Here is a 23960-nt window from a genome sequence, read left to right on the forward strand (position 1 = left end):
CGGCGGCTGCAACAATGTCCGGCCGTAACGCGGCGCCCGTGCCGCAGCACCGAGGAAGGGACACCAGGCACCCATGAGCGCGTCAGGCGGAACCAAGGCGATCGTGGCGGCACTCGCCGCCAACCTCGCGATCGCAGTGGCCAAATTCGTGGCGTTCCTCTTCAGTGGCTCGTCATCGATGCTGGCGGAGAGCGTCCACTCGCTGGCGGACTCGGGCAACCAGGGCCTCCTGCTGCTCGGCGGCAAGAAGGCCAAGCGCGAGGCGACCCCCCAGCACCCCTTCGGATACGGGCGCGAGCGCTACATCTACGCGTTCCTCGTCTCCATCGTGCTGTTCTCCGTCGGTGGCATGTTCGCCATCTACGAGGGCTACGAGAAGATCAAGCACCCGCACGAGATCGAGGCCTGGTACTGGCCGGTCGGCGTGCTGGTCTTCGCGATCATCGCCGAGGGCTTCTCCTTCCGTACGGCCATCGCGGAGTCCAACCAGACCCGCGGCAAGCTGTCTTGGACGCAGTTCGTCCGCCGCGCCAAGGCACCCGAGCTCCCGGTCGTCCTCCTCGAGGACCTCGGCGCGCTCGTCGGCCTTGTCCTGGCCCTCGGAGGCGTCGGCCTGGCGCTGGGCACCGGCAACGGGGTGTGGGACGGCATCGGCACCCTGTGCATCGGCATCCTCCTGATCGTGATCGCGATCGTCCTCGCCGCCGAGACGAAGTCGCTGCTGCTCGGTGAGGCCGCCGGCGTCGAGGACGTCGAGAAGATCCGGGCCTCGGTCGTCGACGGCGACACCGTGACCCGCATCATCCACATGCGCACCCTCCACCTCGGTCCGGAGGAACTGCTGGTGGCGGCCAAGATCGCGGTGCGGGCGGAGGAGTCCGCCGCGGAGGTCGCGGACGCGATCAACGCCGCCGAGAAGCGGATCCGCGAGGCCGTCCCGATCGCCCGTGTCATCTACCTCGAGCCCGACATCTACGACGAGGCCGCCGCCGCGGCCGGCGCGAACCCGGGCAAGGCCCCGGGCGGCCCGGCGTCTCCCGACGGCACTGCCACGCCGGACGGCGCTACGTCGGACGGCAGTGGGTCGCACGGCGATGCGTCGGACGGCAGCTCGTCTCCGGGCGACGCGCCGAAGGAATCCGGCCACTGACCCGCTGAGGATCAGCCCCGAACGGCCCCGTGACCCACACCGCTGCCCGGGCGGGCTGGGGCACGCTGGGCCGTTCGGTGTAGATTCGGGGGAGTACCAGACGTCGCTGCTGATGGCGGTCGATCGGTTCGCGGAAGCGGGCCGGCCGAGGGAGAGAGGGCCTCCGACGGACTGCACTGCGGATCGCCCGGGCATTCGTGTGCCCGTGGCCGCCGCAGAGCCAGCCAGTCCACCCTCGACCCACTACGAGGAGCAGCCCGTTATGACGACGGCCGCCAATCGCCAGGACTACAAGGTCGCCGACCTCTCCCTCGCCCCCTTCGGGCGCAAGGAGATCACCCTCGCCGAGCACGAGATGCCCGGCCTGATGTCGATCCGCAAGGAGTACGCCGCCACGCAGCCGCTGGCCGGCGCCCGGATCACCGGCTCGCTGCACATGACGGTGCAGACCGCGGTGCTCATCGAGACCCTCGTCGCCCTGGGCGCCGAGGTCCGCTGGGCCTCCTGCAACATCTTCTCCACCCAGGACCACGCCGCCGCCGCCATCGCGGTCGGCCCGAACGGCACTCCGGACGCCCCCGCCGGCGTTCCGGTCTTCGCCTGGAAGGGCGAGACCCTGGAGGAGTACTGGTGGTGCACGGAGCAGGCTCTGACCTGGCCCAACACGCCCACCGGCGGTCCGAACATGATTCTCGACGACGGTGGCGACGCCACCCTCCTCGTCCACAAGGGCGTCGAGTTCGAGAAGGCCGGCGAGGCCCCGGACCCGTCGACGGCGGACAGCGAGGAGTACGCGTACATCCTCACCCTGCTGAACCGCACCCTCGGCGAGTCGCCGCAGAAGTGGACCCAGCTGGCGTCCGAGATCCGCGGCGTGACCGAGGAGACCACCACCGGTGTGCACCGGCTGTACGAGATGCACCGTGACGGCACCCTCCTGTTCCCGGCGATCAACGTCAACGACGCGGTCACCAAGTCGAAGTTCGACAACAAGTACGGCTGCCGCCACTCGCTGATCGACGGCATCAACCGCGCCACCGACGTCCTGATCGGCGGCAAGACCGCCGTCGTCTGCGGCTACGGCGACGTCGGCAAGGGCTGTGCCGAGTCGCTCCGCGGCCAGGGCGCCCGGGTGATCATCACGGAGATCGACCCCATCTGTGCCCTGCAGGCCGCGATGGACGGCTACCAGGTCGCGACGCTGGACGACGTGGTGGAGACCGCGGACATCTTCGTCACGACGACGGGCAACAAGGACATCATCATGGCCTCCGACATGGCCCGGATGAAGCACCAGGCCATCGTCGGCAACATCGGCCACTTCGACAACGAGATCGACATGGCCGGCCTGGCCAAGATCGACGGCGTCGTCAAGGACGAGGTCAAGCCGCAGGTCCACACCTGGACGTTCGCGGACGGCAAGGTCCTGATCGTGCTGTCCGAGGGCCGCCTGCTGAACCTCGGCAACGCCACCGGTCACCCCTCGTTCGTCATGTCCAACTCGTTCGCGGACCAGACCCTGGCCCAGATCGAGCTGTTCACCAAGCCCGAGGAGTACCCGACCGACGTCTACGTGCTGCCGAAGCACCTGGACGAGAAGGTCGCCCGCCTCCACCTCGACGCGCTGGGCGTGAAGCTCACGACCCTGCGCCAGGAGCAGGCCGACTACATCGGTGTCCCGGTCGAAGGCCCGTACAAGTCCGACCTCTACCGCTACTGAGCCGGCCGTCGGCCGACGGCCGGCGCAGCTCTCAGCAGCAGGTCCGAGCGCAGGCCCCCGCACCCCCGTGTCGGGGGCCTGCCCCGTACCGCACCCGCACAGCCCGAGGAACCCGAAGGACCCCATGCCCCGCGGCCGTTATTCGCTCCATGATGTCCACGACCACACCCCCCTCGGCGAAGAACACTTCCACTGCGCGCCCGGCCCCTCCGGCTGGCGCTACGTCTCCCAGACGACCGGGCCCTCGGGCGCCCACCTGGGTTCCGTCGATCTGGCACTGGACGAACTCGGCCGCCCCATCCGCCTAGAACTGCACGCCGCGAGCTGGCAGGTACGCGGCGCCGCCCTCGACGGGGTCACCTGGGTACGGAACAATCCGACCGGCTCCCACGCCACCGAAGGCAATGTCCGCGCCCACAGCTTCTCCGGCACGTCCCCCGCCTTTCTCGTCGCCACCGCCCGGCTCCTGCGCCTCACCCCCGGTTCCCCCGCGACCCGCGTCCGTCTGGTCACCTTCACGGACCCGGTTCTCGCCCCCCGCACCGTCGACCAGTCCTGGTCGCTGCTGAACAGTGAAGCGCACGCCACTGACAACGGGCCTCTGATCGTGGACGAATACCAGGTCAACGCGCTGGACACCGGGGACCAGCACGCCGTGCACATCGCCGGTGACGTGGTGCTGGCGGCTCCGGGCATCGAGCTCGAGCACCTGGAATCGCCCCCTTCGGCCATGCCCCGCCCGACGCACGGGGACCAAGGCGCGGACGAGTAGGGCCGAGCGGCAGGGGCGGACGGGGCCCCGGGGGCGGCAGGCGTGGCCCTCGACACCTTGGAGGCTTTTGGGTACCCAAGGCCCGGCCGAGCGTCCCCGTCCGGTCGCGCGCGACGCGGCTCACGCTCAGGCCGGTGCACGAACCCTCAGGCCGGTGGTGCGAACCCGGTCGTGGCCTGCGCCTCGGCCCCGTCCCTGCCCTGAACAGTCGCAGAGGGCATGTCCGGATCTCCCTGCCGCACCCCTCGCGGACGGTCGTCCGTCGTGCGTTCGCCGACCAGATCCCGGCGCGCGGGCACGGGCCAGGGCGCCGGGGGCCTGCTGCCGTGGCCGGACGCCGCGGCCACCCGCCGGACGTCACGGACCTGACGCTCGTGCACCACGGCTGCCAGATAGGCAACGGCGGGCACCCCTTGAGGTACCGGAGTGCCGGTGCACGCCGCGAGGTCCGTGGACAACCGCTCGGCCATCGCTCCCCGCACCGTCGCATCCAGCTGGTTCATCCGGGTCAAGTACTGCCGTATCGCCAGCCACAGACCGTCCGGGACACCCGAGAGGTCCAGCTGCGCGAAACGACCCATGAGCCATGGCGGGGGAGGGGGCGTGGCCGGAGTGTGCCCGGCCGGCACCCGCTCACGGATGACGAGCGTGCCGGCGAAGACGTCACCGAGCCGACGGCCACGCGCGGAGACCAGGGAGGCGATGCTCCCCACCACGCCGAAGGTCCCCAGGATCTCGACCGCTCCCATCGCTCCCCGCACGAGTGCGTGCCGGAAGCGGATCGGGCCGCCGTCGTCCCGCACCACGCGAAGCCCGCATGCGAGCTTTCCGAGCGAACGGCCGTGGCTGAGGGTCTCGACCGCGACCGGACCGCCCACCAGCACGAGGAGGAACGTGGCGACGGCGATCGCGGCCGCCGCCGCGTCGTCGAGCGTCACGGACGCCACGGCAAGGCCGATGGAAAGAAGCACGAAGACCGTCAGAAGTACCGCGAGATCGATGGCGATCGCCAACACCCGGCTGGGCAGCCTCGCCGGCTGCAACCCCAGTACGACCGCGTCCCCGGTCACGAGCTCATTCATCGCCACCCACCCCTCGCCGCCCTTCACTGCCGATCGAGGTCACAGTCTGCCAAGCTGACCCGCAGCGCACCGCCGTAGTACGGACCCGTACGCACCATGCCTGGAGCAGCAGCCGACCATGGATCTCGACGTCTTCGTGAACACCCACCACACCGAGTGGGACCGCCTGGACCATCTTCTGCGCCGAGGGCGGAGTTTGACGGGAGACGAGGCGGACGAGCTCGTCGCCCTGTATCAGCGCACCGCCACACACCTGTCCTTGATCCAGTCCAGCGCCCCGGACCCGTTGCTGACTGCCCGCCTCACCCAGCTCGTGGCCCGCGCGCGCTCGACGGTGACGGGAACGCGCCGAGCATCGTGGCGTGACGCCGCACAATTCCTGACCGCCGGCTTCCCCGCCGCGGTCTACCGTTCGCGGCACTGGTGGATACCCACGGCAGTCCTCTCCACCCTGCTGGCGGCCGTCATCGGCTGGTGGATCGGCACCCATCCGGAGGTCCAGGCGTCGATCGCCGCCCCCGAGGACCTGCGCGCCCTGACGCGGCCGGGTGGCGAGTACGAGACGTACTACTCAAGCCACCCGGCCGCGTCCTTCGCCGCGCAGGTCTGGACGAACAACGCCCAGGCGGCAGCCATGTGCCTGGTCCTGGGGGCGTTCCTCTGCCTACCGGTGGTCTGGATCCTCTTCGTCAATGTGCTCAACCTGGGCGTCGGGATCGGGCTGATGTCCTCCGCCGGCCGCCTGGACACCTTCCTCGGGCTCGTGCTGCCCCACGGACTGCTCGAACTCACCGCCGTCTTCGTCGCAGCGGGGACAGGCCTACGCCTCGGCTGGACGGTCATCGACCCGGGCCCACGGACTCGGCGCTCGGCCTTGGCCCAGCAGGGCCGAGCCGCGATAGGCATGGCCATCGGCCTTGCCCTGGTCCTCTTCGTCTCCGGCGTCATCGAAGGATTCGTCACCCCGTCGGGCCTTCCGACCTGGGCGCGCATCACCATCGGGGTAGCGGCTGAGCTGGCATTTCTCGTCTACGTCTATGTCCTCGGAGGCCGTGCGGCCAGGGCCGGCGACACGGGCGACCTCGAAGCCGAGGGGCGAAGCGCGGAGCTTCCCGCCGCTGCCTGAGAGCCGATGTGCGTATGAGGGCGCTGACCTGCTAGTCTCCTGATCGCCCACAAAAAACTGTTGACACAGTCCGCGTGGGGAGGTAGATTTTAACGGTTCCAACGAGCTGGACAGCTCGGGTGGGAACGTCTAAAGTTCATCTAGCTCGTGCAGAGGACGTGATCCTTGCCGAGCCGACCGATTCTTCTTCTTTTCAAGCAGACAGCCGGATTCGCTTCGGCCGAAACGCTTCTGATAAAGTCGAGTCAGCCGAAAGGCAAAGGCCACTCCACAGGCCGCTGGAATCAAATTCGGACCGGAAACGGAACGGAAAAGAGTCTGGTAAAGTTGGAATCGCCGGAAAGGGAAACGCGAAAGCGAAGAACTGGAAAGCACGGTGGTTAATCAACCGCCAAGCAGTAACCCGCTTCGACCGGGAATCGGACACGAAAGAGTCTGATAGAGTCGGAAACGCAAGAACGAAGGGAAGCGCCCGGAGGGCCCCGGTGAAACGGGACCGAAGGAAGCGTCCGTTCCTTGAGAACTCAACAGCGTGCCAAAAGTCAACGCCAGATATGTTGATACCCCGGCCTGCATCACGCAGGTTGGTGGTTCCTTTGAAAAGTCCTGCACGGTCCTCGGACCGGGTAGGCAACATCAGCGAGGACGCTGTGAACAACCGGTCATATTCCGACCTGGTTGTTCCGCTCTTGCATGGTGCTCTCCCGATTACGGGAAAACATTCATGGAGAGTTTGATCCTGGCTCAGGACGAACGCTGGCGGCGTGCTTAACACATGCAAGTCGAACGATGAAGCCCTTCGGGGTGGATTAGTGGCGAACGGGTGAGTAACACGTGGGCAATCTGCCCTTCACTCTGGGACAAGCCCTGGAAACGGGGTCTAATACCGGATAACACTCTGTCCCTCATGGGGCGGGGTTAAAAGCTCCGGCGGTGAAGGATGAGCCCGCGGCCTATCAGCTTGTTGGTGGGGTAATGGCCTACCAAGGCGACGACGGGTAGCCGGCCTGAGAGGGCGACCGGCCACACTGGGACTGAGACACGGCCCAGACTCCTACGGGAGGCAGCAGTGGGGAATATTGCACAATGGGCGAAAGCCTGATGCAGCGACGCCGCGTGAGGGATGACGGCCTTCGGGTTGTAAACCTCTTTCAGCAGGGAAGAAGCGAAAGTGACGGTACCTGCAGAAGAAGCGCCGGCTAACTACGTGCCAGCAGCCGCGGTAATACGTAGGGCGCAAGCGTTGTCCGGAATTATTGGGCGTAAAGAGCTCGTAGGCGGCTTGTCACGTCGGATGTGAAAGCTCGGGGCTTAACCCCGAGTCTGCATTCGATACGGGCTAGCTAGAGTGTGGTAGGGGAGATCGGAATTCCTGGTGTAGCGGTGAAATGCGCAGATATCAGGAGGAACACCGGTGGCGAAGGCGGATCTCTGGGCCATTACTGACGCTGAGGAGCGAAAGCGTGGGGAGCGAACAGGATTAGATACCCTGGTAGTCCACGCCGTAAACGTTGGGAACTAGGTGTTGGCGACATTCCACGTCGTCGGTGCCGCAGCTAACGCATTAAGTTCCCCGCCTGGGGAGTACGGCCGCAAGGCTAAAACTCAAAGGAATTGACGGGGGCCCGCACAAGCAGCGGAGCATGTGGCTTAATTCGACGCAACGCGAAGAACCTTACCAAGGCTTGACATATACCGGAAAGCATCAGAGATGGTGCCCCCCTTGTGGTCGGTATACAGGTGGTGCATGGCTGTCGTCAGCTCGTGTCGTGAGATGTTGGGTTAAGTCCCGCAACGAGCGCAACCCTTGTTCTGTGTTGCCAGCATGCCCTTCGGGGTGATGGGGACTCACAGGAGACTGCCGGGGTCAACTCGGAGGAAGGTGGGGACGACGTCAAGTCATCATGCCCCTTATGTCTTGGGCTGCACACGTGCTACAATGGCCGGTACAATGAGCTGCGATGCCGCGAGGCGGAGCGAATCTCAAAAAGCCGGTCTCAGTTCGGATTGGGGTCTGCAACTCGACCCCATGAAGTCGGAGTTGCTAGTAATCGCAGATCAGCATTGCTGCGGTGAATACGTTCCCGGGCCTTGTACACACCGCCCGTCACGTCACGAAAGTCGGTAACACCCGAAGCCGGTGGCCCAACCCCTTGTGGGAGGGAGCTGTCGAAGGTGGGACTGGCGATTGGGACGAAGTCGTAACAAGGTAGCCGTACCGGAAGGTGCGGCTGGATCACCTCCTTTCTAAGGAGCATCTAGGTTTCCTTCGGGGAATCCAGAGACCATTTCGTCGGCAAATGTTCGACGGTGGTTGCTCAAGGGTGGAACGTTGACTATTCGGCACGACAGGTAACTCACTGCTAGTACTGCTTCGGCGTGGAACGTGGTGAGGGATCGGTCGGGTCGGGCACGCTGTTGGGTATCTGAAGGTACGGCCGGTTACGGTCGCCTTCGGTTGCCGGCCCCAGTGCACTCACCTGTAAGGGTGGGGTGATGGGTGGCTGGTCGTTGTTTGAGAACTGCACAGTGGACGCGAGCATCTGTGGCCAAGTTTTTAAGGGCGCACGGTGGATGCCTTGGCACCAGGAACCGATGAAGGACGTGGGAGGCCACGATAGTCCCCGGGGAGCTGTCAACCAAGCTTTGATCCGGGGGTTTCCGAATGGGGAAACCCGGCAGCCGTCATGGGCTGTCACCCGCTGCTGAACACATAGGCAGTGTGGAGGGAACGAGGGGAAGTGAAACATCTCAGTACCCTCAGGAAGAGAAAACAACCGTGATTCCGGGAGTAGTGGCGAGCGAAACCGGATGAGGCCAAACCGTATGCGTGTGATACCCGGCAGGGGTTGCGCATGCGGGGTTGTGGGAGTTCTCTTGATCAATCTGCCGATTGGTCGGCAAGTCAGAAACCGTTGGTGTAGGCGAAGGACATGCGAAAGGTCCGGCGTAGAGGGTAAGACCCCCGTAGCTGAAACATCAACGGCTTGCTTGAGAACCACCCAAGTAGCACGGGGCCCGAGAAATCCCGTGTGAATCTGGCGGGACCACCCGCTAAGCCTAAATATTCCCTGGTGACCGATAGCGGATAGTACCGTGAGGGAATGGTGAAAAGTACCGCGGGAGCGGAGTGAAATAGTACCTGAAACCGTGTGCCTACAAGCCGTGGGAGCGTCGCTGTATGTGCTTGCACATGCAGTCGTGACTGCGTGCCTTTTGAAGAATGAGCCTGCGAGTTAGCGGTGTGTAGCGAGGTTAACCCGTGAGGGGAAGCCGTAGCGAAAGCGAGTCCGAATAGGGCGATTGAGTTGCACGCTCTAGACCCGAAGCGGAGTGATCTAGCCATGGGCAGGTTGAAGCGGAGGTAAGACTTCGTGGAGGACCGAACCCACCAGGGTTGAAAACCTGGGGGATGACCTGTGGTTAGGGGTGAAAGGCCAATCAAACTCCGTGATAGCTGGTTCTCCCCGAAATGCATTTAGGTGCAGCGTCGTGTGTTTCTTGCCGGAGGTAGAGCACTGGATAGGCGATGGGCCCTACCGGGTTACTGACCTTAGCCAAACTCCGAATGCCGGTAAGTGAGAGCACGGCAGTGAGACTGTGGGGGATAAGCTCCATGGTCGAGAGGGAAACAGCCCAGAGCATCGACTAAGGCCCCTAAGCGTACGCTAAGTGGGAAAGGATGTGGAGTCGCAGAGACAACCAGGAGGTTGGCTTAGAAGCAGCCACCCTTGAAAGAGTGCGTAATAGCTCACTGGTCAAGTGATTCCGCGCCGACAATGTAGCGGGGCTCAAGCGTACCGCCGAAGTCGTGTCATTCATACACATATCCCCAACGGGAGTATGGATGGGTAGGGGAGCGTCGTGTGCCGGGTGAAGCAGCCGCGGAAGCGAGTTGTGGACGGTTCACGAGTGAGAATGCAGGCATGAGTAGCGATACACACGTGAGAAACGTGTGCGCCGATTGACTAAGGGTTCCTGGGTCAAGCTGATCTGCCCAGGGTAAGTCGGGACCTAAGGCGAGGCCGACAGGCGTAGTCGATGGACAACCGGTTGATATTCCGGTACCCGCTTTGAAACGCCCAATACTGAATCAGGCGATGCTAAGTCCGTGAAGCCGGCCCGATCTCTTCGGAGTTGAGGGTAGTGGTGGAGCCGACGAACCAGACTTGTACTAGGTAAGCGATGGGGTGACGCAGGAAGGTAGTCCAGCCCGGGCGGTGGTTGTCCCGGGGTAAGGGTGTAGGCCGTGTGGTAGGCAAATCCGTCACACGTTAAGGCTGAGACCTGATGCCGAGCCGATTGTGGTGAAGTGGATGATCCTATGCTGTCGAGAAAAGCCTCTAGCGAGTTTCATGGCGGCCCGTACCCTAAACCGACTCAGGTAGTCAGGTAGAGAATACCGAGGCGTTCGGGTGAACTATGGTTAAGGAACTCGGCAAAATGCCCCCGTAACTTCGGGAGAAGGGGGGCCATCACTGGTGATCCGATTTACTCGGTGAGCTGGGGGTGGCCGCAGAGACCAGCGAGAAGCGACTGTTTACTAAAAACACAGGTCCGTGCGAAGCCGTAAGGCGATGTATACGGACTGACGCCTGCCCGGTGCTGGAACGTTAAGGGGACCGGTTAGCTGACTTTCGGGTCGGCGAAGCTGAGAACTTAAGCGCCAGTAAACGGCGGTGGTAACTATAACCATCCTAAGGTAGCGAAATTCCTTGTCGGGTAAGTTCCGACCTGCACGAATGGCGTAACGACTTCTCGACTGTCTCAACCATAGGCCCGGTGAAATTGCACTACGAGTAAAGATGCTCGTTTCGCGCAGCAGGACGGAAAGACCCCGGGACCTTTACTATAGTTTGATATTGGTGTTCGGTTCGGCTTGTGTAGGATAGGTGGGAGACTTTGAAGCAGCCACGCCAGTGGTTGTGGAGTCGCCGTTGAAATACCACTCTGGTCGTGCTGGATGTCTAACCTGGGTCCGTGATCCGGATCAGGGACAGTGTCTGATGGGTAGTTTAACTGGGGCGGTTGCCTCCTAAAGAGTAACGGAGGCGCCCAAAGGTTCCCTCAGCCTGGTTGGCAATCAGGTGTTGAGTGTAAGTGCACAAGGGAGCTTGACTGTGAGACCGACGGGTCGAGCAGGGACGAAAGTCGGGACTAGTGATCCGGCAGTGGCTTGTGGAAGCGCTGTCGCTCAACGGATAAAAGGTACCCCGGGGATAACAGGCTGATCTTCCCCAAGAGTCCATATCGACGGGATGGTTTGGCACCTCGATGTCGGCTCGTCGCATCCTGGGGCTGGAGTCGGTCCCAAGGGTTGGGCTGTTCGCCCATTAAAGCGGTACGCGAGCTGGGTTTAGAACGTCGTGAGACAGTTCGGTCCCTATCCGCTGTGCGCGTAGGAATATTGAGAAGGGCTGTCCCTAGTACGAGAGGACCGGGACGGACGAACCTCTGGTGTGCCAGTTGTCCTGCCAAGGGCATGGCTGGTTGGCTACGTTCGGAAAGGATAACCGCTGAAAGCATCTAAGCGGGAAGCCTGCTTCGAGATGAGTATTCCCACCACCTTGAGTGGTTAAGGCTCCCAGTAGACGACTGGGTTGATAGGCCAGATGTGGAAGCCCGGTAACGGGTGGAGCTGACTGGTACTAATAGGCCGAGGGCTTGTCCTCAGTTGCTCGCGTCCACTGTGTTAGTTCTGAAATAACGAACGGCCGTGTTTTCATCCGGTGTTGGTTAATTTCATAGTGTTTCGGTGGTCATTGCGTTAGGGAAACGCCCGGTTACATTCCGAACCCGGAAGCTAAGCCTTTCAGCGCCGATGGTACTGCAGGGGGGACCCTGTGGGAGAGTAGGACGCCGCCGAACAATTATTCCGGGAAAGCCCCGTGCCCTTGTGGCACGGGGCTTTTCTGCGTTCACGGGCAGGTGTCCGGACCCCAGAAGCCGGCCGGAAGCCGAATCGGCTCGGCACTCCAGCTGCAGACCGTACCTTCCACGAGGGCGCCACCGTCCGGCGTCACCAGCGGGCGACGAGCCTCTCCTCCATGCCCCGGTTGCGGTACAGCCAGGTAGTACCCGGCGCGACGTCCCCGGTCAGATAGCTGACGATGGGCTCCCGCTGAGTTGCGCTGTCCAGCTCACCCAGCAGCTTCAGGGCGTCAGGCAGGGGGACGAAGGCGGCCTGCTCGATGTCGTCATCCCTAGGAGCGACCTCTCCCGACCACTCGTCGATCTCGAAGGCAGCGGCCAATGCCGACGGACACTGTTCGGAGTCGATGTGTATGAGGAATGCGGTTCGCACCGGGTCGCCCACGAGTAGTCCGGTCTCCTCCCGCATCTCCCGCCGGAGAGCTTCGTGCATGAGCTCGCCGTCCTCGACTCCGCCACCGGGCAGGGACCAGAGCAGCTCGCCGTCGATGCCGAGGCGCTCTCGCACGAGCAGGATTTCGTTGCTTCTTCGGACAATGCCGATGACCAACTGCACCCGGGGCACCGGGGCCCTTGAAGTCTCTGTTGTCATGCCGCAGACCGTACGTGGTGCACGGTTCGCTCGGGCCGAACCGGGGCTGCCGGCAGGCCTTGGCCCACAGGCGGAGAACCCCATCCGAGGCTGGAGTGTCAGGCAGTGCTCAGCTCCGGGATGCGAGGCCTTTTCCTTCGGCCCCGCACGGATTCCTACAGTCGACCAGCCGCCTTCAGCGCGAGATAGGCGTCAGCCAGTGCCGGTGCGAGGCCATCCGGCGAGGCGTCGACGACCGTGACGCCATGACGTCGGAGCTGGTCCGCTGTGCGACGGCGCTGGGTCTGCGTCTGAGTGCCGGCAGCGGCCTCGTACGTCGCGTCCACTGTGCCCCGCGCCTGGGTCATGGCCTCGACGTGAGGGTCCGAGACAGCCGCGACCAGAACCGTGTGGCGTCGGGTGAGCTGCGGCAGGACCGGTAGGAGGCCCTCTTCGACGGGCGCGGGGTCCAGGCCGGTCAGCAAAACGACCAGGGAGCCACCAGGAGCGTTCGCCATGGCTGCTGTCGCAAGACCCCGGGCGTCGGTCTCCACGAGTTCGGGCTCCAGCGTGGCCAGAGTGCCGACGAGCGTGGACAGGACATCCCCTGCTGCCGACCTGCCCTGCACCTGGGCTCGGAGACGCCGGTCGTAAGCGATCACGTTCACACGGTCGCCGGCGCGCGTGGCAAGGGCCGTGAGGAGCAGGGTGGCGTCCATGGCGGCGTCGAGTCGCGGCACGTCGCCGACCCGGCCCGCCGAGGTTCGTCCGGTGTCCAGCACGACGAGGATGTGGCGGTCGCGTTCGGGGCGCCAGGTGCGGACAGCAACCGCTGACTGACGCGCGGTGGCCCGCCAGTCGATGGAGCGGGTGTCGTCCCCTGGCACGTAGGCGCGCAGACTGTCGAACTCCGTGCCTTCCCCGCGGGTGAGCACGCTGGTACGGCCGTCCAGCTCACGAAGCCGGGCGAGCCGTGACGGCAGATGCTTCCGGCTGGTGAAGGGCGGCAGGACCCGGACCGTCCAGGGGACACGGTGATATCCCTGACGGGACACGAGACCGAGCGGGCCGAACGACCGGACGGCGACGCGGTCCGCCTGGCGGTCTCCCCGACGGGACGGACGGAGGAGGGTGGTGAGGCGCCTGCGTTCGCCGGCAGCCAGGACGAACCGGTGCCGGGACAAGACCTGTTCGGTCTCCGAGGTCCAGCTGCTGGGAGGCCACGCGTCGCGGAGGTGGGCGCGGAGTCGGCGCCCGGACGGATTGGTCACGGTGAGTTGCACTGATGCGGTGTCGCCGAGTCGAACGGATGTATCACCGGATCGGGTGAACCGGAGGCTGCGCACTGGCGCAGCCAGGGCGTAGTCGCACAGAATTGCCAGTGACAGGGGGACATTGACCGCGAGCATGCCTGTCCAGCTCGGGGCCAGAATGCCTACGGGGAGTGACCCCAGAGCCGCCACCAAGGCGGCCCGTCCGGTAAGGGCCATGGTCACCGCCTCACCGGGGGACGGGGACGTGGGCGAGGACAGCGGTGATGACGGAGTCCGCAGTGACTCCTTCCATCTCCGCTTCAGGTCGCAGCTGTATGCGATGACGAAGCGTGGGAAGGGCAAGGGCTTTCACGTCGTCCGGGGTGACATAGTCCCGGCCCGTGAGCCAGGCCCAGGCCCGCGCAGTGGAAAGCAACGCGGTGGCGCCTCGGGGGGAGGCGCCCAGGGTGAGCGAGGGGGATTCACGAGTGGCGCGGCAGATATCCACTACGTAGGCGGCGATCTCGGGGGACACCGAAGTCCTGGCGACTGCGTTTCGCGCAGCTTCGAGGTCGGCCGCGCCTGCCACGGGTCGAATGCCCGCGGCCTTCAGATCCCGGGGGTTGAATCCGTCCGCGTGGCGAGTGAGCACGTTGATCTCGTCCTCGCGCGAGGGAAGGGGGACGGTCAGCTTGAGAAGGAAACGGTCCAGCTGGGCTTCGGGCAGCGGGTAGGTGCCCTCGTATTCGACGGGGTTCTGGGTGGCCGCGACCAGGAAGGGGTCGGGCAGTGGCCTGGGTGACCCGTCGATGGTGACCTGACGTTCCTCCATGGCCTCCAGCAGCGAGGACTGAGTCTTGGGAGGGGTGCGGTTGATCTCGTCGGCGAGCAGAAGATTGGTGAACACGGGTCCGGGCTGGAAGGAGAACTCGGCGGTGCGGGCGTCGTAGACGAGGGAGCCCGTGACATCACTCGGCATCAGGTCAGGGGTGAACTGGACTCGCTTGGTGTCCAGTTCCAGTGAGGCTGCAAGTGCGCGGACCAGGAGGGTCTTCGCGACTCCGGGTACGCCTTCCAGGAGCACATGGCCCCGGCACAGGAGCGCGACGACCAGTCCGGTGACTGCCGGGTCCTGCCCGACCACGGCCTTCGCGATCTCGGAACGCAGAGTTTCCAGGGACGCGCGGGCGCTGTCGGAGTTCGTGGCGGCCACATGGGGGTCAGCGGCCGGCGCGAGCTCGGCGGTCTCCGGTGTCGGGGCGCTCATGAGGTGCGTATCTCTCTTTCGAGGGCGTCGAGTTGCTCGGTCAGAAGGAGAAGAGCTGCGTCGTCGGCCGGTGCCGGGCCGAAGAGGAGGGCGCCGGGGTCACTGCCCGGTGTGCTGAGTCGTGCGGCGACGGCGGGAATGAGCACGGCGGGGGAGTCCGCGTCTTGTGGGGACACGCCGAGCAGAGGGGAGATACGGGTACGGGTGGCGGACCGCAGTGCGGTGGCGGCGCGGTCGCGGGCGTCGGCCTTCCGGTAGAGGCGTGCCCGTCCCTCGGTGGATTCGGAGGCCCTGATGGCCACCGGTAGCCGTTCTGTGACCAGGGGCCCGAAGCGGCGGCCGCGCCAGAGGGCCGCGAGGACGGCGGCCAGGGCGAGTTGGAGGGTGCCCCAGAGCCAGCCCGGAGGAATGAGGCTGATGAAGCCGCTCTCCCCTCCGGCTTCTTCGCCACCGGCGCCGTCCCGGCCATCCGTGTCGCCGTCCCGGCCTTCGGCCGCGGAAGGGTCATCGAGCGAGGGGAGGTACCAGACGAGATGCGGCCGCGAGCCGAGAAGTTGAAGCCCCAGCGAGGCATTGCCCTGCTGGTCGAGACGGTTGTTGTGCAGAATGTCGGGGGACCCGAGCAGCACTGTGTCGCCGGCTCCCCGTTCCGGCAGGACGAGCAGCGAGGCGAGTCCGTCGTCCGGGTAACAGGCGGTGGCCTCCGGTGCGTCCGTCGCGTAATGGATCCCGCCCATGTCGGCGATCCCCGCTGTGCGGGCTGCGGGGAGTCCGCAGCGTGGGGCGCGTGCTGTCACCGGTCCGCGCTCTTCCGCTCGTACGCCGGGTGCGAGGCGGGCGACGGAGGGGCTGCCGGGAGAGATGAGGACGGTACGGCCCGCGGAGCCGGCGGTCGCGTCGTGGAGGCGCCGCTGTTGGTGGCCGGTCAGCATGTTGGGGCCGGTGACGAGCAGGGTCGTGCCGGGGCCCGTCGCGCCGGCCGCCTCGTCCAGGGTGGTGACGACGTCGACGGACACGCCGCGCTTCTCGAGGAGTTGGGCGACGGCCCGGCTGCCGTAGGGATCCGCGGACCGGGGATCGAGCCGGCCGTGCTGGCCGCCGGAGCGTACGGCGGCGAAGGCGACACCTGCGACGACGAGGATGAGGACGGCGAGCAGCACTCCTCGGACACGCCGCCAGACCTGCTGGGGAGTCCGGGATTCCGAGGTGGCGGGAACGGCCGCGGTGGCGGTCAACCGGTGCCCCCTTGGGCTGTTCCTGTGGCCAGGAGCGGCTTCGTCGCATCGAGGTCCAAGTCCAGCGTGCAGAGGGTCAGGTACGTGGCCTCGTCGGCGGCCCGGCCGCCGTACGTGACGTCGTCGAAGGTTCGGGCGGCCGCGCGGAGCCGGGCGGCGTGCGCCGGCATGACCTGGCCGGCCTCGGCGGCTGCCTCGTCCGCGGTGCGGCCGGGACGCGGGTCGAGCACGGCCCGGTCCTCCAAGGCGCGCACGAGGGCGCGCATCCGTTCCTGGACGGCTTCGGTCCAGCGCTGGGCCTCGGCGTGTGCGGAGGCTGCGGCGCGGTGGTCCGTCGCGCCGCGGGCGGTGCTGCCGAAGAGTGTCTCCGGGGAGCGTGCCGTGCGCCGCGGTGTGCCGAGCCGCCACCACAGTGCGGCAGCCAGGCCGACGACCGCGAGGACGACTACGACGAGGCCGAGCGGGCCGCCGGGGGCGGCCCCGGCGGCTCCGGCGAAGAGATCGCCGATCCAGTCCCAGAAGCGGTCGAGGCCGCGTTCGAGAAGGTTTGGATCATGCTCGTGGTACATCGGGTCGGACAGTTCGTCCTGCGCCGCTTCGCGGGCGGGGACGCGTGGGGTGTCCACGGGTATGTCCTCGCCCGCCCCGATGAGCCGTACTGCCGCTGCACCCCCCGCCCCCGTCACCGCATCAGCTCCTGGGGGTGTCGTAGCCGGGCACGCCCGCTGCCCGGGCGAGCTCCAGGTCGAGCGCCTCGCGGCGGATGCGCTGGTCGATGTAGAGCAGGGCCATCACTCCCGCGGTGAAGGGATAGGCGAGCGTCGAGACGATCACTTCACCGATGCCCGTGACGATCAGGAAGGGCCAGCCGAAGTCCGGCGAGCGGCTGTTGAGGAGCTCGCTCAGGCCGTCGCTGTCCAGCGTCACCGCGATGACGCCGAACGGGATTGTGATGACCAGGGCCAGGACGATGACGAGCAGGTAGGTCAGTGCCAGGATGCCGAAGGTTCGCCACCAACTGCCCTTGACCAGCTTGGCGGACCTGCGGAGCGCGGCGAGCACGGGCTGCCGTTCCAGCATGAGTGCCGGTGCTGCCAGCGTGAAGCGGATCATCAGCCAGAGCACGACGACACAGGAGGCGAGGAAGCCGAGGAAGGTCAGCGCGACCCCGCCGGCCCCGCTGCCGAGGGCGAGGCCCGGAAGCAGGCCCACCGCCATGATCCCCGCGCTCATGAGGCTGAGCAGAAGGCTGAGTCCGAGCAGCGGAAGGAGACGGGGGCGGGCCTCGGACCACGCTTCGGAGAGCGTCACGCCACGGCCCAGCACGGAGCGGCTGATCACGACGGTGAGGACCGAGGTGGTGAAGAGGGTGGCGATCATCGCGATGAGCGTGCTCGGGGCGCTGTTGATCAGCTGCGACTGTGCCGAGTCGGTGGCCTGGCGGAGCGCCTCCGCGCCGGTCGCGTTCGGATCGACGGATTTCTGTTCCGGCAGGACGTAGCGCTGCAGGAGGATGATCACGATCTGGGCGATCACGGAGACGGTGAGGCTGATGCCCAGGACCGTTCGCCAGTGGGTGCGCATGGTGGACACGGCGCCGTCGAGGATTTCACCGACGCCCAGGGGGCGCAGCGGGATCACGCCGGGCTTCGCGGCCATGGGCGGGCGGCCCCAGCCGGGGCCCTGGGGCATGCCGCCCCAGCCAGGAGCCGGGGGCGGTGCGCCCGGCCCGTTGCCGGGGGCGCTCGGCGGGCACCACTGTCCCGGAGGTGGCTGCGCCGGAGACCACTGACCGCTTCCGTCAACGGGCGAGGAGGGTTTGGGGATGCCCGTCTCCTGGCCGTCGGAGGGGGCGGATCCGGGCGAAGCCCAGCCCGGAGAGTCGTTCATCGTCGCTCCTTCACAGTCCTGCCCGCTCATCGGGGCGGCAGGTTGCCAGCCATCGTGCCACGCGGCGCTCCCGTGCGGGCCTGGGGCCGTATCTCCTTCTTGCCTTCGTGCGCGGGCGGTTCAGCGGGCAGACTGGGCGGATGGCTGATCAGGACGCTCAAACGCCGGTGGCTGTCGACCCTCCGGCCCTCTCCGTACTCCGCTGGGAGGAGTCTCCGGGAGGTTCCGCTGTGGTGCTCCTCGACCAGACGCGGCTGCCCGCCGAGGAGAGGGAGCTGGTGTGTGCCGATGTGCCGTCCCTGGTGCGGGCGATCCGGATGCTCGCGGTGCGGGGGGCGCCCCTGCTGGGCATCGCCGGGGGGTACGGGGTGGCGCTGGCTGCCGTCCGGGGTGAGGACGTGGCTCGGGCCGCGAAGCTGCTGGAGCAGGCGCGGCCCACCGCGGTGAATCTCGGGTACGGGGCGCGCCGGGTGGCACGGGAGTATCAGGCGGCTGTGGAGAGCGGAGCCGGCCCGGAGGCCGCCGCCGCGGTGGCACTCGCCGAGGCGCGTGCCCTGCATCAGGAGGACGCGGCGGCAAGCGGGCGCATGGCGCAGTACGGTCTGGAACTGCTGGCCGAACTGCTGCCGGAAGGAGGCGGGCACCGGTTGTTGACCCACTGCAACACCGGAGCACTCGTGTCCGGCGGTGCGGGTACTGCTTTCGCGGTGGCTCTCCGGGCTCACCGGGAGGGCTGCCTGCGGCAGCTGTGGGTGGACGAGACGCGGCCGCTGCTCCAGGGCGCGCGGCTGACGGCGTACGAGGCCGATCGCAACGGGATGCCGTACAGCTTGCTCACGGACAACGCGGCGGGTTCGCTGTTTGCCGCGGGGGAGGTGGATGCCGTACTCATCGGGGCGGACCGCATCGCCGCCGACGGCTCGGTGGCCAACAAGGTGGGGAGCTATCCGCTGGCGGTGCTCGCGAAGTACCACCATGTGCCTTTCCTCGTCGTGGCACCGACGACGACGGTGGATCTGGAGACGGTGGACGGTACATCGATCGTCGTGGAGCAGCGCTCCGCGGCCGAGGTGACGGAGATCACATCGAAACCGGGTGTGCCGGCCGGGGACGGAGGCGGCGGCATGGCCGTCGCACCCCTGGGAGCCAAGGCGTACAACCCCGCATTCGACATCACGCCGCCCGAACTGGTCACGGCGATCGTCACGGAGGAGGGTGTCATTTCCCCGGTCACGGGGGTCGGACTGGCAGAGCTGTGTGCCAGGTCATCGCAGGTAACGATTAGCTAATGGGATGATGTCGTTTATGAAGGGACGCGTCCTTGTCGTCGACGACGACACCGCACTGGCCGAGATGCTCGGCATCGTGCTGCGGGGAGAAGGTTTCGAGCCGTCGTTCGTAGCGGACGGCGACAAGGCACTGGCTGCTTTTCGAGAGGCCAAGCCGGACCTGGTGCTGCTGGATCTCATGCTGCCCGGACGGGACGGCATCGAGGTCTGCCGGCTGATCAGGGCCGAGTCGGGTGTGCCGATCGTCATGCTCACTGCCAAGAGCGACACGGTGGACGTGGTGGTGGGCCTGGAATCCGGGGCCGACGACTACATCGTCAAGCCGTTCAAGCCGAAGGAGTTGGTCGCCCGGATCAGAGCACGTCTGCGGAGGTCAGAGGAGCCCGCGCCCGAGCAGCTGACGATCGGGGACCTCGTCATCGACGTGGCCGGTCACTCGGTCAAGCGGGAGGGGCAGTCCATCGCCCTCACCCCGCTGGAGTTCGACCTGCTGGTCGCCCTCGCACGCAAGCCGTGGCAGGTCTTCACCCGTGAGGTGCTGCTCGAGCAGGTCTGGGGCTACCGCCATGCCGCCGACACACGCCTGGTCAACGTGCACGTCCAGCGTCTTCGCTCGAAGGTCGAGAAGGACCCGGAGCGGCCGGAGATCGTCGTGACCGTCCGCGGTGTCGGTTACAAGGCCGGACCGAGCTGACATGACCCTGGGCAGCGCTGCTCCGCCACCCGGGGTGCCCGGGGCCCGTACGGAGCGGGCTGCCGGTCCGGTGCGGGGAACTTCCCGTTTCGGCAGGGTCCCGCTGGGCGGCCGGTTGTTCCGCGACCGGACGTCCGGCGGTCCCGTGCCGCGGCTGTTGATGCGCTGGATCAGCGGGCCTCTGCTGCCGGCCGTCCGGCTGTGGCGGCGCAATCTTCAGCTGCGCGTCGTGGCGGGAACGCTGCTGATGTCGATCGCCGTGGTGCTCCTCCTCGGCTTCGTCGTGATCGGCCAGGTCCGTAACGGCCTGCTCGAGGCGAAGGGCAAGGCCGCGCAGACGCAGGCGGCCGGCGGTTTCGCGGCCGCCCAGACCAACGCGAACGCGCCTCTGGTCCCGGGGGACCAGAGCGAGGAGAGCGCCGACGGAATGACGGCCAACACCTCCTGGCGCACGGAACTCGTCGACCAGCTCGCCAGCGGTGGTGCGAACGCGTTCAACGTGGTGGCGCTCAGTGCCGACTCCGTCGGCCACGACACCACCAGCCGCGCCCCGCGCGGCTCGGGCAGCGTGGAGGCGTCGAGCATCCCGCAGAGGCTGCGGGACGACGTCGGCAAGGGCGCGGGCGCCTTCCAGACGTACTCGCTGATCCGGTACTCGTACGGGAAGGACCCGGAGCCCGGGCTCGTCGTCGGCAAGAGGCTCTACGACGTCGACCACAACCCGTACGAGCTGTACTACCTCTTCCCGCTCACGCAGGAGGAGAAGACGCTGACCCTGGTCACGACGACGCTGGCCACGGCCGGCCTGTTCGTGGTCGTGCTGCTCGGTGCCATCGCATGGTTCGTGGTGCGCCAGGTCGTCACGCCCGTACGGATGGCGGCGGGGATCGCCGAGCGGCTCTCCGCCGGCCTGCTCCAGGAGCGGATGAAGGTCACCGGCGAGGACGACATCGCGCGCCTCGGTGAGGCCTTCAACAAGATGGCGCAGAACCTGCAGCTGAAGATCCAGCAGCTGGAGGAGCTCTCCCGCATGCAGCGGCGCTTCGTCTCGGACGTCAGCCATGAGCTGCGCACCCCGCTGACGACCGTGCGGATGGCCGCCGACGTCATCCATGAGGCGCGTGTCGACTTCGACCCGGTCACGGCGCGTTCCGCGGAGCTGCTGGGCGACCAGCTCGACCGCTTCGAGTCGCTCCTCTCCGATCTGTTGGAGATCAGCAGGTTCGACGCGGGGGCCGCGGCGCTGGAAGCCGAACCGATAGATCTGCGTACGGTCGTCCGACGGGTGATCGGTGGTGCCGAGCCGCTGGCGGAGCGCAAGGGGACCCGGATCCGCGTGGTGGGTGACGAACAGCCCGTGGTCGCGGAGGCCGACGCGCGCCGTGTCGAGCGGGTCCTGCGCAATCTCGTCGTCAACGCGGTCGAGCACGGCGAGGGCCGGGACGTCGTCGTGCACATGGGCGTCGCGCAGGGAGCCGTGGCCGTGGCGGTCAGGGACTACGGAGTGGGGCTCAAGCCGGGCGAGGCGACCCGGGTCTTCAACCGCTTCTGGCGGGCGGACCCGGCCCGTGCCCGCACCACCGGCGGCACCGGCCTGGGGCTCTCGATCGCGGTCGAGGACGCCCGCCTCCACGGCGGCTGGCTGCAGGCCTGGGGCGAGCCCGGTGGAGGATCGCAGTTCCGGCTGACCTTGCCGCGTACGGCGGACGAGCCGCTGCGCGGTTCGCCGATACCGCTGGAGCCCGAGGACTCCCGGCGCAACCGCGAGGACCGCGAGCGTGAACAGGCGGTACCGGCGGCGGACGAGCACAGGCTCATGTCCGTACCGAACCAGTCGGGCTCCGCGGCTCACTCCCACCTCGGTGTGCCGGCGCACGGTCCGGCAGCGGCGAGGACGCCGGTGTCGGTGCACCCGGCGGCACTCCCGGGCAGCGGGGCACGTGTGGTGTCGCGTCCGGCCGTGGACCGGACGGACGCGGGCACCGACCCCGAGACGCAGGACCCGGAGCAGGAGGACACCACTCGTGGACACTGACCGCCGACGGGGCGGCCGCGGCCGGGCGGTGCGGCTGTCCGCGCTGCTGGGCTGCGGCGTCGTGGTGCTCGCCGGGTGCGGAGCGATGCCGGTCACCGGTGACGTCAAGGCGGTCGACGCCTCGCAGCCGGGTGATTCACAGGTGCAGGTGTATGCCGTCGCTCCGAGGGAGGGCGCCTCGCCCATCGAGGTCGTCGACGGCTTCCTGGAGTCGATGACCAGCGACGACCCCGACTTCCGGACCACCCGTAAGTACCTGACCTCGGAAGCGGCCCGCACCTGGCAGCCCGGCGAGGGCACCACGGTGCTCGCGAAGGCGCCCAACCGCAACGGGCCCACGATCCACGACAAGGAACGCAGGACCGCCGAGACCACGTACACGCTGACCGGCGAACAGGTGGCGGCGGTCGACGCACAGAGTTCCTACCGTCCCCTCGCCCCCTCGGAGTACTCCCAGATGCTTCATCTGGTCCGTGAGAAGGGGGCCGACGGCAAGCAGGAATGGCGCATCGACATCGTGCCGGACGGTCTGGTGCTCGGGCAGTCCGACTTCAAGCGCCTCTACCGGTCGGTGAACAAGTACTACTTCGCCGGCGGGCGTGCGGACGACGAGACCGCACTGGTCGCCGACCCCGTGTACGTGCGGAACCGCACGGATCCTGTCACGCGGATGGACACGGCCACACAGACCGTGCGGACGCTGCTGGAGGGCCCTTCGAACTGGCTGCGGCCGGTGGTCGACTCCCGGTTCCCCGAGGGCACGGCGCTGAAGGCCGGGGTCACCTCGCTGGCGCCGGACGACCAGAACGTGCTGAAGGTGCCGCTCAACAAGAAGGCCGACAAGGCCGGGCAGAGCGCCTGCCGGATGATGGCCGCCCAGGTGCTCTTCACCCTGCGGGACCTGACGTCCGCCCGGGTGGGGCAGGTGGAGCTGCAGGGGGAGCGCGGTCCGCTGTGCTCGCTGGGGGCCGACGAGGCCGAGGAGTTCGCCGCGGACCGTGGTTCCCAGAGCCCCGACAGCCAGTACTTCGTCGACGACAAGGGGCATGTGCAGCGGATCCCCGGCAGCAGCAAGGGCAGCGGTGATCCTGAGCCGGTGACCGGCCCGCTGGGCAACGGGACGGTGGCCATGGGCTCCGTGGGTGTGGCCCGGGACGAACAGCAGGCCGCCGCGGTGTCGGCGGATCAGCAGCACCTCTACGTGTCCTCCCTCGTCGAGGAGAGCGAGCCGGCCGCCCCTGTGGTGGCCAGCAGCGCGAATCGGCCGGAGGACCGGCTGTCGGCACCGAGCTGGGACGGCGGAGGCGACCTGTGGGTCGCCGACCGCAACCCGTCGGATCCCAGGCTCCTGCGTCTCGTCGACGGTGCCGGAGAGCCGCAGGAGGTCTCGGTACCGGGGCTGAACGGTGGGCGGATCGAGTCGCTCCGGATGTCCGCGGACGGGGTCCGGATCGCCCTGAGGGTGTCGAGGGACGGTCATACGACGCTGAACATCGGCCGGGTCGAACGCCATGGCTCGGGGAAGGACGAGCAGGTATCGGTGGAGGACCTGCGTCAGGCCGCACCCCAGCTGGCCGACGTGACCGCTGTCTCCTGGTCGGGCCGCAGCCGTCTCGTGGTGGTCGGCAAGGAGGAGGGCGGCGTGCAGCAGGTGCGTTACGTGCAGGCCGACGGGTCCACCTCGTCCTCCGGGGTCCTGCCGGGTGTGAACCAGGTGACGGCCGTCGCGGCCTCGGACGACGAGCAGCTGCCGCTGATGGCTGACACCGAGAGCGACGGGATAGTGAAGCTGTCGCCGGGGGACAACTGGCAGACGGTCCTCAAGGGGGGCTCCTCGCTGGTCTACCCGGGCTGAGCCGACGGGTGGCCCGCGTCCGGGGGAGGGGCGCACAAGGCACCCGGGCGTGCGTCCCCCGTCGGTTGTCCACAGGGGTTTTCCACAGGG

15 protein-coding genes and 3 rRNA genes are annotated in these 23960 nt (G+C 66.9%); 11 read left to right on the forward strand and 7 right to left on the reverse strand.

Going from position 1 to position 23960, the window contains the following annotated elements; translation table 11 throughout:
- Positions 1-73 precede the first annotated feature (73 nt).
- The 3 genes from P8A20_RS21810 (at position 74) to P8A20_RS21820 (ending at position 3642) form a co-directional block, all read left to right on the forward strand.
- The gene (locus P8A20_RS21810) at positions 74-1150 is read left to right on the forward strand and encodes a cation diffusion facilitator family transporter (RefSeq protein WP_147963722.1); all 1077 of its coding nucleotides are present in this window, start codon (positions 74-76) and stop codon (positions 1148-1150) included.
- A gap of 262 nt (positions 1151-1412) precedes the next feature.
- Positions 1413-2870, forward strand: a complete 1458-nt coding sequence (gene ahcY, locus P8A20_RS21815; RefSeq protein WP_147963721.1) for an adenosylhomocysteinase — start codon at positions 1413-1415, stop codon at positions 2868-2870.
- A 124-nt stretch (positions 2871-2994) separates the two neighbouring features.
- Positions 2995-3642 (forward strand): hypothetical protein, encoded by a 648-nt coding sequence (locus P8A20_RS21820; protein WP_306104079.1) that lies wholly within the window; start codon positions 2995-2997, stop codon positions 3640-3642.
- 146 nt (positions 3643-3788) lie between these two features.
- Here P8A20_RS21820 and P8A20_RS21825 read toward each other — a convergent pair whose 3' ends face one another.
- A complete protein-coding gene (locus P8A20_RS21825; protein ID WP_147963719.1) occupies positions 3789-4724 on the reverse strand; it encodes an RDD family protein in 936 nt (311 codons plus the stop codon).
- 118 nt (positions 4725-4842) lie between these two features.
- Here P8A20_RS21825 and P8A20_RS21830 point away from each other — a divergent pair, with 118 nt between their 5' ends.
- From P8A20_RS21830 to rrf, 4 genes are all read left to right on the forward strand, one after another.
- On the forward strand, positions 4843-5850 hold the full coding sequence (locus tag P8A20_RS21830; RefSeq protein ID WP_147963718.1) for a stage II sporulation protein M: 1008 nt from the start codon (positions 4843-4845) through the stop codon (positions 5848-5850).
- Positions 5851-6571: 721 nt separating this feature from the next.
- Positions 6572-8097: ribosomal RNA gene (locus P8A20_RS21835) — 16S ribosomal RNA — on the forward strand.
- A 300-nt stretch (positions 8098-8397) separates the two neighbouring features.
- Positions 8398-11522 (forward strand): 23S ribosomal RNA (locus P8A20_RS21840).
- Between the two features lie 79 nt (positions 11523-11601).
- Positions 11602-11718: ribosomal RNA gene (rrf, locus tag P8A20_RS21845) — 5S ribosomal RNA — on the forward strand.
- The 16S, 23S and 5S rRNA genes sit together here, the layout of an rRNA operon.
- Before the next feature lie 151 nt (positions 11719-11869).
- Here the strand turns inward: rrf and P8A20_RS21850 are convergent.
- The 6 genes from P8A20_RS21850 to P8A20_RS21875 form a co-directional block, all read right to left on the reverse strand.
- Entirely contained in the window at positions 11870-12373 is a 504-nt protein-coding gene (locus P8A20_RS21850; RefSeq protein ID WP_306104080.1) for an NUDIX hydrolase, read from the reverse strand.
- Positions 12374-12528: 155 nt separating this feature from the next.
- Positions 12529-13842, reverse strand: a complete 1314-nt coding sequence (locus tag P8A20_RS21855; RefSeq protein ID WP_147963716.1) for a DUF58 domain-containing protein — start codon at positions 13840-13842, stop codon at positions 12529-12531.
- Positions 13843-13852: 10 nt separating this feature from the next.
- Complete coding sequence (locus P8A20_RS21860; RefSeq protein WP_147963715.1) at positions 13853-14872, reverse strand: AAA family ATPase; 1020 nt, start codon at positions 14870-14872, stop codon at positions 13853-13855.
- The gene (locus tag P8A20_RS21865; RefSeq protein WP_147963714.1) at positions 14869-16107 is read right to left on the reverse strand and encodes a DUF4350 domain-containing protein; all 1239 of its coding nucleotides are present in this window, start codon (positions 16105-16107) and stop codon (positions 14869-14871) included. Before P8A20_RS21865 ends, P8A20_RS21860 begins: the two co-directional genes overlap by 4 nt.
- On the reverse strand, positions 16104-16793 hold the full coding sequence (locus tag P8A20_RS21870; RefSeq protein WP_306104081.1) for a DUF4129 domain-containing protein: 690 nt from the start codon (positions 16791-16793) through the stop codon (positions 16104-16106). Before P8A20_RS21870 ends, P8A20_RS21865 begins: the two co-directional genes overlap by 4 nt.
- A 4-nt stretch (positions 16794-16797) precedes the next feature.
- A complete protein-coding gene (locus tag P8A20_RS21875) occupies positions 16798-17997 on the reverse strand; it encodes a DUF7847 domain-containing protein (RefSeq protein ID WP_147963712.1) in 1200 nt (399 codons plus the stop codon).
- A gap of 140 nt (positions 17998-18137) precedes the next feature.
- Here P8A20_RS21875 and mtnA point away from each other — a divergent pair, with 140 nt between their 5' ends.
- From mtnA to P8A20_RS21895, 4 genes are read left to right on the forward strand one after another with little or no spacing between them, the layout of a single operon-like run.
- A complete protein-coding gene (gene mtnA, locus P8A20_RS21880) occupies positions 18138-19286 on the forward strand; it encodes an S-methyl-5-thioribose-1-phosphate isomerase (protein WP_147963711.1) in 1149 nt (382 codons plus the stop codon).
- 4 nt (positions 19287-19290) lie between these two features.
- Positions 19291-19980, forward strand: a complete 690-nt coding sequence (gene mtrA, locus P8A20_RS21885; RefSeq protein WP_187282414.1) for a two-component system response regulator MtrA — start codon at positions 19291-19293, stop codon at positions 19978-19980.
- 1 nt (position 19981) lies between these two features.
- A complete protein-coding gene (gene mtrB, locus P8A20_RS21890) occupies positions 19982-22015 on the forward strand; it encodes an MtrAB system histidine kinase MtrB (RefSeq protein WP_306104082.1) in 2034 nt (677 codons plus the stop codon).
- Positions 22005-23870: an LpqB family beta-propeller domain-containing protein gene (locus tag P8A20_RS21895; protein WP_261988999.1), complete on the forward strand. Its 1866-nt coding sequence runs from the start codon at positions 22005-22007 to the stop codon at positions 23868-23870. Before mtrB ends, P8A20_RS21895 begins: the two co-directional genes overlap by 11 nt.
- Positions 23871-23960 lie beyond the last annotated feature (90 nt).

This window comes from Streptomyces sp. Alt3 (assembly GCF_030719215.1).
GTDB lineage: Bacteria > Actinomycetota > Actinomycetes > Streptomycetales > Streptomycetaceae > Streptomyces > Streptomyces glycanivorans.

Bases quoted from the DNA above. Each gene is read 5' to 3' on its own strand.
- P8A20_RS21810 (WP_147963722.1), top strand. From the start codon at position 74: ATGAGCGCGTCAGGCGGAACCAAGGCGATCGTGGCGGCACTCGCCGCC.
- ahcY (WP_147963721.1), top strand. From the start codon at position 1,413: ATGACGACGGCCGCCAATCGCCAGGACTACAAGGTCGCCGACCTCTCC.
- P8A20_RS21820 (WP_306104079.1), top strand. From the start codon at position 2,995: ATGCCCCGCGGCCGTTATTCGCTCCATGATGTCCACGACCACACCCCC.
- P8A20_RS21825 (WP_147963719.1), bottom strand. From the start codon at position 4,724: ATGAATGAGCTCGTGACCGGGGACGCGGTCGTACTGGGGTTGCAGCCG.
- P8A20_RS21830 (WP_147963718.1), top strand. From the start codon at position 4,843: ATGGATCTCGACGTCTTCGTGAACACCCACCACACCGAGTGGGACCGC.
- P8A20_RS21850 (WP_306104080.1), bottom strand. From the start codon at position 12,373: ATGACAACAGAGACTTCAAGGGCCCCGGTGCCCCGGGTGCAGTTGGTC.
- P8A20_RS21855 (WP_147963716.1), bottom strand. From the start codon at position 13,842: ATGGCCCTTACCGGACGGGCCGCCTTGGTGGCGGCTCTGGGGTCACTC.
- P8A20_RS21860 (WP_147963715.1), bottom strand. From the start codon at position 14,872: ATGAGCGCCCCGACACCGGAGACCGCCGAGCTCGCGCCGGCCGCTGAC.
- P8A20_RS21875 (WP_147963712.1), bottom strand. From the start codon at position 17,997: ATGAACGACTCTCCGGGCTGGGCTTCGCCCGGATCCGCCCCCTCCGAC.
- mtnA (WP_147963711.1), top strand. From the start codon at position 18,138: ATGGCTGATCAGGACGCTCAAACGCCGGTGGCTGTCGACCCTCCGGCC.
- mtrA (WP_187282414.1), top strand. From the start codon at position 19,291: ATGATGTCGTTTATGAAGGGACGCGTCCTTGTCGTCGACGACGACACC.
- mtrB (WP_306104082.1), top strand. From the start codon at position 19,982: ATGACCCTGGGCAGCGCTGCTCCGCCACCCGGGGTGCCCGGGGCCCGT.